Source organism: Microbispora rosea, assembly GCF_900156315.1.
Classification (GTDB): domain Bacteria; phylum Actinomycetota; class Actinomycetes; order Streptosporangiales; family Streptosporangiaceae; genus Microbispora; species Microbispora rosea.
Window position 1 is genome coordinate 1 of sequence record NZ_FTNI01000061.1, and the last position, 9,108, is coordinate 9,108.

At 69.7% G+C, this 9,108-nt stretch carries 10 protein-coding genes; 5 read left to right on the plus strand and 5 right to left on the minus strand.

Annotated elements, in window-relative coordinates; genetic code table 11:
- The 3 genes from BXA11_RS40675 to BXA11_RS40685 form a co-directional block, all read right to left on the minus strand.
- Nucleotides 1-318, minus strand: a 318-nt coding sequence (locus tag BXA11_RS40675) for a DUF742 domain-containing protein (RefSeq protein WP_143734818.1), incomplete at its 3' end; no start/stop codon positions are given.
- Nucleotides 319-322: 4 nt separating this feature from the next.
- A complete protein-coding gene (locus tag BXA11_RS40680) occupies nucleotides 323-751 on the minus strand; it encodes a roadblock/LC7 domain-containing protein (RefSeq protein WP_076443285.1) in 429 nt (142 codons plus the stop codon).
- Entirely contained in the window at nucleotides 748-3,525 is a 2,778-nt protein-coding gene (locus BXA11_RS40685) for a sensor histidine kinase (RefSeq protein WP_239105344.1), read from the minus strand. The genes BXA11_RS40680 and BXA11_RS40685 overlap by 4 nt, the downstream gene beginning before the upstream one ends.
- A 423-nt stretch (nucleotides 3,526-3,948) precedes the next feature.
- Here BXA11_RS40685 and BXA11_RS40690 point away from each other — a divergent pair, with 423 nt between their 5' ends.
- From BXA11_RS40690 to BXA11_RS40710, 5 genes are read left to right on the plus strand one after another with little or no spacing between them, the layout of a single operon-like run.
- Entirely contained in the window at nucleotides 3,949-4,917 is a 969-nt protein-coding gene (locus BXA11_RS40690; RefSeq protein WP_036409627.1) for an ABC transporter substrate-binding protein, read from the plus strand.
- 19 nt (nucleotides 4,918-4,936) lie between these two features.
- The gene (locus tag BXA11_RS40695) at nucleotides 4,937-5,710 is read left to right on the plus strand and encodes an ABC transporter permease (RefSeq protein WP_076443286.1); all 774 of its coding nucleotides are present in this window, start codon (nucleotides 4,937-4,939) and stop codon (nucleotides 5,708-5,710) included.
- A complete protein-coding gene (locus BXA11_RS40700; protein WP_076443287.1) occupies nucleotides 5,707-6,495 on the plus strand; it encodes an ABC transporter permease in 789 nt (262 codons plus the stop codon). Before BXA11_RS40695 ends, BXA11_RS40700 begins: the two co-directional genes overlap by 4 nt.
- A 9-nt stretch (nucleotides 6,496-6,504) precedes the next feature.
- A complete protein-coding gene (locus BXA11_RS40705) occupies nucleotides 6,505-7,281 on the plus strand; it encodes an ABC transporter ATP-binding protein (RefSeq protein WP_030512573.1) in 777 nt (258 codons plus the stop codon).
- On the plus strand, nucleotides 7,278-8,282 hold the full coding sequence (locus BXA11_RS40710) for a methyltransferase (RefSeq protein WP_239105343.1): 1,005 nt from the start codon (nucleotides 7,278-7,280) through the stop codon (nucleotides 8,280-8,282). Before BXA11_RS40705 ends, BXA11_RS40710 begins: the two co-directional genes overlap by 4 nt.
- 129 nt (nucleotides 8,283-8,411) lie before the next feature.
- Here BXA11_RS40710 and BXA11_RS40715 read toward each other — a convergent pair whose 3' ends face one another.
- Together BXA11_RS40715 and BXA11_RS40720 are read right to left on the minus strand one after the other, a co-directional pair.
- Nucleotides 8,412-8,987, minus strand: coding sequence for a GTP-binding protein (locus BXA11_RS40715; protein WP_076443290.1), 576 nt, complete (start codon nucleotides 8,985-8,987; stop codon nucleotides 8,412-8,414).
- 7 nt (nucleotides 8,988-8,994) lie between these two features.
- The coding region (locus tag BXA11_RS40720) for a DUF742 domain-containing protein (RefSeq protein ID WP_143734819.1) at nucleotides 8,995-9,108 on the minus strand (114 nt) is incomplete at its 5' end.

Sequence of the window (9,108 nt, forward strand, 5' to 3'; positions counted from 1 at the left end):
CACACGGACAACACCCAGCGGAATCCGCAGCAACGCCGACACCTCAGCCACCGACCGCACCTGACGGCACAGGGAGGCGATGGCCCGATGTTCCGGGGGCCTCGTGGACAGGTCGTAGTGAGTGGTCGTGGCGGAGGAGACCAGCGCCTCCAGCGCGAGCTGCATGCGAGGCGTCGTACGCCCGCCGGTGACGGTGAACGGGCGCACCGGAGACGCGGGCTCCTCGGGGATCGGCCCGCCCGGCTGCCGCTCCCACGGGTCCGCGCCGGGTTGCTGACCCCACGGGTCCGCGCCCGGCTGCTGTCCCCACGGATCCATCCGGTCACCTCCGGGGATACGACACGGCTTGGAGCTCGGCGCGTACCGCGGGGGTCAGCACCTGACCCGCCCGCTCGACCAGCAACGTCATCTGATAGGCCACCAGACCCAGATCGGAGTCGGCAGCCGCCAGCACCGCCAGACAGGACCCGTCACTGATCGACATGATCAGCAACAACCCCCGCTGCATCTCCACCACCGTCTGCGTCACCGGGCCACCCTCGAACACCCGCGACGCACCCTGCGTCAAACTGATCAACCCGGCCGCCACCGCCGCCAGCTGATCCGCCCGGTCCTTCGGGAACCCGTGCGAGAACGCCAGGGGCAACCCGTCCGAGGAGACGACGACGGAGTGCGCCACGCCGGGCACCGAACTCACGAAATCATCGATCAGCCAGTTCAGGCCGCGTGCGCCCTGGCTCAACTCACTCATGCGCCGTCCCCTTTCGCGGTCGGGTAGCCCTCGTCCTCACTCAGTTCGCCCCTGGCCACCGCCCTGCCCTGCCGTACGCCCTGCTGCAGGCTCGCCAGCCGGCTGCGGGCCCGGTCGGGCGACAGGAGCGGCTGCGCGGGGGCGGGCGCCGCCGACATCGCGGCCGGATCGGCCGAGCCGGGCACCAGGTTGGCCTTCGGCACCCGCTTGGGCAGACCCGAGGTGGTCGTGCCGTCCGAGGCGGGCTTCTCGGTGGCCGCGGCCGCGGCCTGCCATCCGGCGTCCATGGGCGAGTCGTTCTGCCAGCCCGATCCGGTGTCGGTGGCGGGGGTGCGCTGGAACCAGGCGGACTCGACCGAGGCGAAGATCGGCAGATACTCCTCGGCCTGCGGCCCGGTCTGTGCTCCGTTCGGACGCGCGCCGCCCGGCGGGACGGGAGCGCCGTGCACCGGCCCGGAGATCGAGACCGGGCCGGTCGTCGCCGGCATCGCGCCGAACGCCGTCGGGACGGGCCCGGTCACCGCCGGCAGAGGCCCGGTCGCCGCTTCGTCCATGCCGGACGACCGGCCGCGTATCCGGGTGAGCGGATCGTGGAGCGACGGCGCGGCGATCCCGGAGGCCGGGAGCTGCTGACGGCCCCAGCCCCCGATGCCCTGCTGCGCGTTCCCCTGCTCGGCCTGCCGGGGGCTCCAGGCAGGGGCGAACGCGCCGGAGTAGGAGGACTCCGGCTGCTGCGCCGGATACCCCATGATGGACTCGGGCAGCAGGACCATGGCGGTCAGCCCGCCTCCGTCGTGCGGCCTGAGCTGGACCCTGATGCCGTTGCGGGCGGCGAGACGGCCGACCACGAACAGGCCCATCCGCCGCGACACCGACACGTCCACCACCGGCGGGTTCGCGAGCCGCCAGTTCGCCTGGGAGATCTCCTCCGACGTCATGCCGATGCCGGAGTCGGTGACGGAGATCATCACGCCCCCGCCGTCGATCCGGTTGCCCGAGACCACCACGCGGGTGTCGCGGGCCGAGAACGCCAGCGCGTTCTCCACCAGCTCGGCGAGCAGGTGGATGACGTCGTTGACGGCCTGACCGGCGATCGAGACGTCCGAGGGGAAGTTCAGCGTCACCCGCTCGTAGCCCTCGACCTCCGACAGCGAGGCCCGGATGACGTCGGTGATCTCGACGGGCCGGCTCCAGCGGCGTGCGGGCTCCTGCCCGGCGAGGACCAGGAGGTTCTCGCTGTTGCGGCGCATGCGGGTCGCCAGGTGGTCGAGCTTGAACAGGTCGCCGAGCCGCTGCTCGTCCTGCTCGCCCTGCTCCAGACCGTCGATCAGGGCGATCTGGCGCTCCACGAGGGTCTGGGTGCGCCGCGACAGGTTCACGAACATCGCGTTGACGTTGCTGCGCAGCCGGGCCTCGTCGCCCGCCAGCCGGATGGCCTCACGGTGGACCTCGTCGAAGGCCCGCGCGACCTCGCCGATCTCGTCGGCGGACGCCACGCCGATCGGCTGCACCCTGGCCTGCCCCGCCGCGTCGCCCTCGGACTCGCGCAGCCGCTGCACCAGCGTGGGCAGCCGGTGCCCGGCGACCTCCAGCGCCTCACTTCGCAGGCGCCGCAGCGGCCGTACGAGGGAGCGCGCCATGACGGCGGTGATGAGCAGCACGAGGAGCAGGACGAGGACGACCATCGTGACGCTGACGACGGCCACGTTCCGGTCGGAGCTCTGCAGCTCGTCGCTGCGGGTGACGATCGACTTGGTCAGTCCGGTCATCACGTCGCGCATGAGGTCGGCCTGCTCGCTGATCGCGTCGAACCAGCGGTCGGCGTCGGTCCCCCTGCCGCCGACGTTGCGGATGAGCTGCCCGGCGCGGACGAGGTAAAGCGCCCGGTCGATGAAGAACCGCGCGCGGTCCACCTTCTGGTCGGTGACCGTGTCGTTGTAGAGCTGACGCTCGTCGGTGGTGGCCACGGCGGTGAACGCCGTCAGTTCGCTCTGCTCCCGCGCCGCCGCGCCGGTGAAGGCGTCGAGCTCGGCCGGGTCGAGCCGCTGCCGGGCCAGTCCCACCGCGAGCAGCGCGCGCTGCTCCGACACGGCCTCCTTGGCCCGCGCGAGCGCCGCGAGCGCCTTGATGCTCGCGTACAGCCCTTCGTCCGGAACTCCCTGACCCGCCGCGTCGTACAGCTTCAGCAGGTCGTCGGTGACGAGCCGGTAGTTTTCGATGCCGCGCAGCGGCGCAAGCTGCGACTCCAGCACGATCTTCCGGAACGCCGTCAGGTCCGACAGACGGGCCAGGGCCCGCGCCAGGTCCTCCCGGCCGAGCCCGCCCAGCGCGTCCCCGCTCGTCCCGGCCCGGCCGCGCACCTGCTGCACGGCGGCGTCCACGGCCTCGTGCTGGTTTCTCACGGTGGTGAGCAGGTCTCGGTCACGGCGGCCGCCCGCGACGTACTTGACCGACAGGTCCCGCTCCAGCTGCACCTCGTGGAGGAGCACGCCGACGTTGCCGACGAGCTCGACGGCCTCGCGCACCCGCTGATACTCGGCGGCGCTGGATATCGAACCCGCCACCCGCAGACCGCCGAGCAGGACCGCGACGACGGTGGGCAGCACGATCAGCGCGACGAGCCGGGTTCGCACCCGCCAGTTCTTCAGCTGTATCGAGTTGCCGGTCGCCGGCGCCTCGGATGGTCCGCCGTCCGCGGAGGACGCGCCGCCGGCGGGCTCGGCGACCGGTTCCGGCTCGGCGCGGCGACCGCTCTCGATCGTTGCTGTCCTCACTGGCGCAACCTCTCGCGCTGAATCTCAAGGGATAAGGCTTTGGGGGTCGCTCTATTGCGAGAGCCCGCACATCACCGGGCAATTTGAGCATAAGGCATCGAGATAGACAAAGAGCTTGGGATATTGGAGCGGTCCAACGTTCCGACCGACCTTAAACACATATCGGCAGGGCGGCGTCGAGCAGGGGGAAGGCAATATCGGACAGGCCATGGACGCTGCCACCCCTCGTGGAACCGGTCCAAACCCCAGGCCGTAATTCCAAAGGATGACAGAAGTGATTTAGTCCTAAATTTCACTACAATCGTGACTCAAACACATCTAATCCGTACGGCTCCTGTACGCTTCTCGCCCGTCGCCGTCTATGCGGGACGACCCGGGCGGACGGCACCTCAACACTCCAGACAAGGAGACTTCATGAGGCTTATGAGTCGCACTCTCGCCGTCGGCGCCGCAGCCGTTCTGGCGCTCACTTCTTGCAGCAACTCCGAGACGACGTCCGCTTCTTCCTCAGGCAACGGACTGGAGAAGACGACGCTGAAGGTGGGCACCATCCCGGTGCCGGACAGTGCGCCGTTGCAGGTGGCGATCGAGAGAGGGTTCTTCAAGGCGGAGGGCCTCGAGGTCCAGCCCGAGGTGGTCGCCGGCGGCGCCGTCGCCACCCAGAAGCTGCTGGGCGGGAGCCTCGACATCTCGCTCGGCGCCTACGTCGGCACTTTCCTCGCCCAGGACAAGGGCGCGGGGAAGTTCAAGTATGTCGCCGACAGTTACGGGGCCGCGCCCGGCGCTTTCGTCATTATGGTCAAAAAGGACTCCCCGATCAAAACTGTCGCAGACCTCAAGGGAAAGACCATAGCGGTCAACGTGCTCAACAGCGTCAGCCAGCTGACCGCCGAGGTGCAGATGAAGGTGGCCGGGGTGACCGCGACCCCCGACCAGTTCGTGGAGAAGACGTTCCCCGACATGCCCGCCGCGCTGGAAAACGGTCAGGTCGACGCGGCCGCGATGACCGAGCCGGTCATCACGGTGGAATCAAAAGCGGGCGGCCGAATCATCGTCGACGAGATGACCGGTCCGACCGAAAGTCTTCCCATCGCCGGCTGGTTCACCACTGACGCCACCGCGAGCAAATATCCGAAGGCGATAGCCGCGTTCCAGCGGGCACTCGGCAAGGCGCAGGCGCTCGTCGCGAAGGACCGCAAGATCGTCGAGGAGATGCTGCCCAAGTACACCAAGATCGACGCCGCCACCGCGGCCGTCATCTCCCTGGGCTCCTATCCGACCTCTCTCAGCGAGACCCGTCTCCAGCGCGTGGCCGACCTGATGAAGGAGTACGGCTACATCAAGAACGATCTCGACGTGAAGTCGATGATCCTGCCGCCCCCGGCGAGCTGACGGAGATCCCGTACCTGCTATGGAACATGCACGAGTCCTCCGCGGCGTCGCCGGCGTCGCGGGGTTCCTCGCCGCGGCCGAGGTCGTCGGCGCGACCGGCCTGATCGACGATCGCTTCCTGCCGCGGATGTCGACGATCCTCCGCGGCGCGGCGGAACTGCTCGTCGATCAGGAGTTCCTCGCGGACGCGCGTGCCTCGCTCGCCGCGTGGGGACTCGGGCTGCTGCTGACCGTTGCGGTGTCGGTCCCGGCCGGACTCGCGCTCGGGGCCCTGCCGCCCGTGGAACGCGCCGTACGGCCGCTGATCGAGTTTCTCCGGCCCATCCCCTCGGTCGCCATCATCCCGCTCGCGATCCTGATCTTCAGTGACAACCTGCACCTGAGAGTGGCCGTCATCGTCTACGCGGCGTCCTGGCCGATCGTCATCAACACGATCTACGCGCTGCGGGACGTCGACCCCCTCGCCAAGGAGACCCTGCGCAGCTTCGGGTTCGGTCCGATGTCCGTGCTGCTCCGGGTGGCGCTGCCCAGCGCCGCGCCCTTCATCGCGACCGGCATCCGCGTCGCCGCCGGCACCGCCGTCATCCTCGTGGTCAGCGCGGAACTGCTCGCCGGAGGAGCGGAGGGGATCGGGATCTACATCACGGAGGCCGCGAGCGGCAACCGGATGGACCTGATGCTCGGCGCGGCCCTGTGGGCCGGCCTGTTCGGCGTCCTGTCCAACACCGCCCTGGTCGCGGTGGAACGCAGGCTGTTCCGCTGGCACGACGTACGCACCGGAGCCGCCCGATGAACGTGATCAGAGCCGTCGGCCGTCTCTGGCTGGTGCCGGTGACGCTCGTGGTCTGGGAGGTCGCCACCCGCGCCGCCGAGCAGCCGTTCTTCCCTCCCCCGTCGGCGACGCTGGCCCGGATGGGCGAGATGTGGCTGTCGGGCCCGCCCGCCCACCTCCTGCTGACGGAGCAGGCGATGGACGATTTCGGCCCCAGCCTCGCCCGTCTGTTCGCCGGGTGGGCGCTGGCCGCGGTCCTCGGAGTGGCCGCCGGAATCGCCATCGGCTGCTCCCCCCGCCTGTCCGGCTACCTCGACCCGCTGATCCACCTCGGCCGGGCCGTGCCGCCGCCGCTGCTGGTGCCCTTCTTCCTCGCTCTGCTGAAGCTGAGCACGCCTGCGCAGCTCACGACGATCGTGTTCGGGATCATCTGGCCGATCCTCCTCAACACCATCGACGGCACCCGGACGGTGGACCGGCAGCACCTGGAGACCGCCCGCATCTTCGGATTCTCGACGGCGCAGCGGCTCACCCGAGTGATCGTCCCCGCCGCGATGCCCAAGATCTTCGCGGGCCTGCGGCTGGCCCTCTCGCTGGCCCTGATCCTGCTGATCATCGCCGAGATCCTCGCCGGCTCCGGCGGCCTCGGCTACCGGCTCCTGACGGCACAGCGCACCTACCTCTACACCGACATGTGGGGGTGCCTGGTGGTGCTCGGCCTCCTCGGCTATCTGCTCAACTCCGCGTTCCTGCTGATGGAACGGCGCGTTCTCGCCTGGCACAGGAACGCCAGGCAGACCACCTAGGAAGGCATCGTGCTCGAGATCACCGATCTGGTCCACTCGTACGGCTCGCATCGCGTTCTCGACGGGGTGAGCATCCGCGCCGCCGAGGGCGAACTCGTCTGCGTCGTCGGCCCCTCCGGCTGCGGCAAGTCCACTCTGCTGCGATCCGTCGCCGGTCTCATCCGCCCCACCGGGGGCCGGGTGCTGATCGGCGGGCAGCCCGTCGACCGCATCCCCGACAACCTGGCCGTCGTCTTCCAGGACTACAGCCGTTCGCTCTACCCCTGGATGACCGCCGCGAACAACGTGGCGCTGCCGCTGCGACGCCGCGGGCTGGACCGGCGGCGCCGCAGGGAGGCGGCCACAGCCGCGCTCGACCAGGTCGGGCTGGCCGACGCCGCGGACAAGTACCCCTGGGAGATGTCCGGCGGCATGCAGCAACGGGTGTCCATCGCCCGCGCTCTCGCCTACCGCCCATCCCTGCTGCTGATGGACGAGCCCTTCGGCTCGGTCGACGCGCAGACCCGCGAGGACCTGGAGGACCTGGTGCTGCGGGTCTGCGCGCATCACGGCATGACCACCCTGCTGATCACGCACGACATCGATGAGAGCGTCTACGTCGGCGACCGGGTGGTCGTCCTCACCCGGTCGCCGGCCCGGGTCGCCGCCGACCTGCCGGTCGGCCTGGGCGATTCACGGGACCAGATCGCGACGCGGCAGCTGGACGCGTTCGTCCGGCTGCGCGCCGAAGTGGGCCGCCTGGTCCGGGGCGGCTCCTCCACCTCAACTGTTCTGGAGAAGCATTGATCGACAGCACCGGCCCCGCCTGGGACGCCATCGTCGGGCTCTCCCGGTTCGCCGCGCTCGCCGCGATGGCCGAGCTGGACTGCGCCGAGCATCTGGCCTCCGGCCCGATGGGTGTGCCGGAGCTCGCCAAGGCGTGCGAGGCGCACGAGCCCTCCCTGGCGCGCCTGCTGCGGGAACTCGAGACGGTCGGCGTGGTCCGCGCCGTCGCTCCGGAGACGTACGAGCTGACCGAGGAAGGGCAGACGCTGCGCGACGGCGTTCCCGGCAGCATGCGCTCCGCCCTGCGCATGGCGGCCGAGAACGGCTACTGGTACGCCATGGGCAACCTGGCGCAGACCGTGAGGGACGGGCGGTCCGCCTTCATCGCGCGATTCGGCCCGTTGTATGGCTATTTCCAGGAGCATCCCGAGGCCGCCCGCCTGTTCAACGAGTACATGGCCATCCGCGCGGCGCCGCTGGAGGCCGCCCTGGCGACCTCCTACGACTTCACCGGTGTGGAGACGTTCGTGGACATCGCCGGGGGAACCGGGCACCTGCTGGCGGCGGTGCTCGACCGGCACCCCGGCATGCGCGGCGTGCTCTTCGACATCGCGCACGTCGTGGAGAACGCCCGGGCGTCCCTGAGCGCGCGCGGACTCGGCGACAGGTGCGAGTTCGAGAGCGGCGACTTCTTCGAGAGCGTGCCCGCGGGCGGGGACCTCTATCTGCTGGCCAGCGTCATCCACAACTGGAGCGACGAGGCGAGCCTGCGCATCCTCGCCAACGTGCGGAGGGCGGCTCCCCCCCACGCCCGGCTGCTGCTGCTGGAGATGGTGCTGCCGGACGACGCCACGCCGCACATCGGCAAGGACCTCGACATGCGCATGCTCGCGTTGACCGACGGCGGGATGGAGCGCACGGCGAGCGAGCACACCCGGCTGCTCGGCGAGGCCGGCTTCACGCTCTCCCGCATCCTGCCGCTGCCCGCCGGGGCGAGCCTGATCGAGGCCCTGCCCCGCTGAACCCGGAGTGCCTCACCGAGGCCGCCCTTGTGGTGGTCTTCCCGGCCCCATGGAAGGTCCGCGCCTGCGAGGAGTTTCCATGGGGTGGAGCAGGCGCCGACTGGGCCGCCCGCCGCAGAGCCCGGCCCGTCAGACGCGGCCTTGGTGGAAATTGGGGCCGGGTACGGCGACGCGCATGGTTAGCGCGTGTTCGACCAGCGTGATCAGGGTGCTCTTGACGGATTCGCGGTCGCGGGCGTCGGTGCGGACCATCGGGATGTGCGGCGACAACGTCATCGCCTCCCGCACCTCCTCCTCGGCGTGGGGGAACTGCCCGTCGAAGCCGTTGACGCCGACGACGAACGGCAGACGCGCCTCCTCGAAGTAGTCCACCGCCGGGAAACTGTCCGCCAACCGCCGGGTGTCGACCAGCACCACCGCACCGATCGCCCCCCGCACCAGGTCATCCCACATGAACCAGAACCGATGCTGACCCGGCGTACCGAACAAATACAAAATCAGATCCCGGTCAAGCGACACCCGCCCGAAATCCATCGCCACCGTCGTGGTCGTCTTGTGCGGCACCAACCCCACATCGTCCACACCCGCCGAGGCATCCGTCATCACCGCCTCGGTCGTCAACGGCACGATCTCCGACACCGCCCCCACGAAGGTCGTCTTCCCCACACCGAAGCCCCCCGCAACGACGATCTTCGTCGAGGTCAACCCCCGGCTAGAGCCTGCGAAGTCCACTGAGCACCCTTTCCAGCAAGTTCAGATCCGGCTTACCGGCCTCCAACTGCGGCTGATGCACATGCACCAGCCCCTCCGCCGCCATGTCCGCGAT

Excerpts from the sequence above, each read along its gene's own strand:
- BXA11_RS40680 (WP_076443285.1), bottom strand. The coding sequence starts at position 751 with ATGAGTGAGTTGAGCCAGGGCGCACGCGGCCTGAACTGGCTGATCGAT.
- BXA11_RS40690 (WP_036409627.1), top strand. The coding sequence starts at position 3,949 with ATGAGTCGCACTCTCGCCGTCGGCGCCGCAGCCGTTCTGGCGCTCACT.
- BXA11_RS40695 (WP_076443286.1), top strand. The coding sequence starts at position 4,937 with ATGGAACATGCACGAGTCCTCCGCGGCGTCGCCGGCGTCGCGGGGTTC.
- BXA11_RS40700 (WP_076443287.1), top strand. The coding sequence starts at position 5,707 with ATGAACGTGATCAGAGCCGTCGGCCGTCTCTGGCTGGTGCCGGTGACG.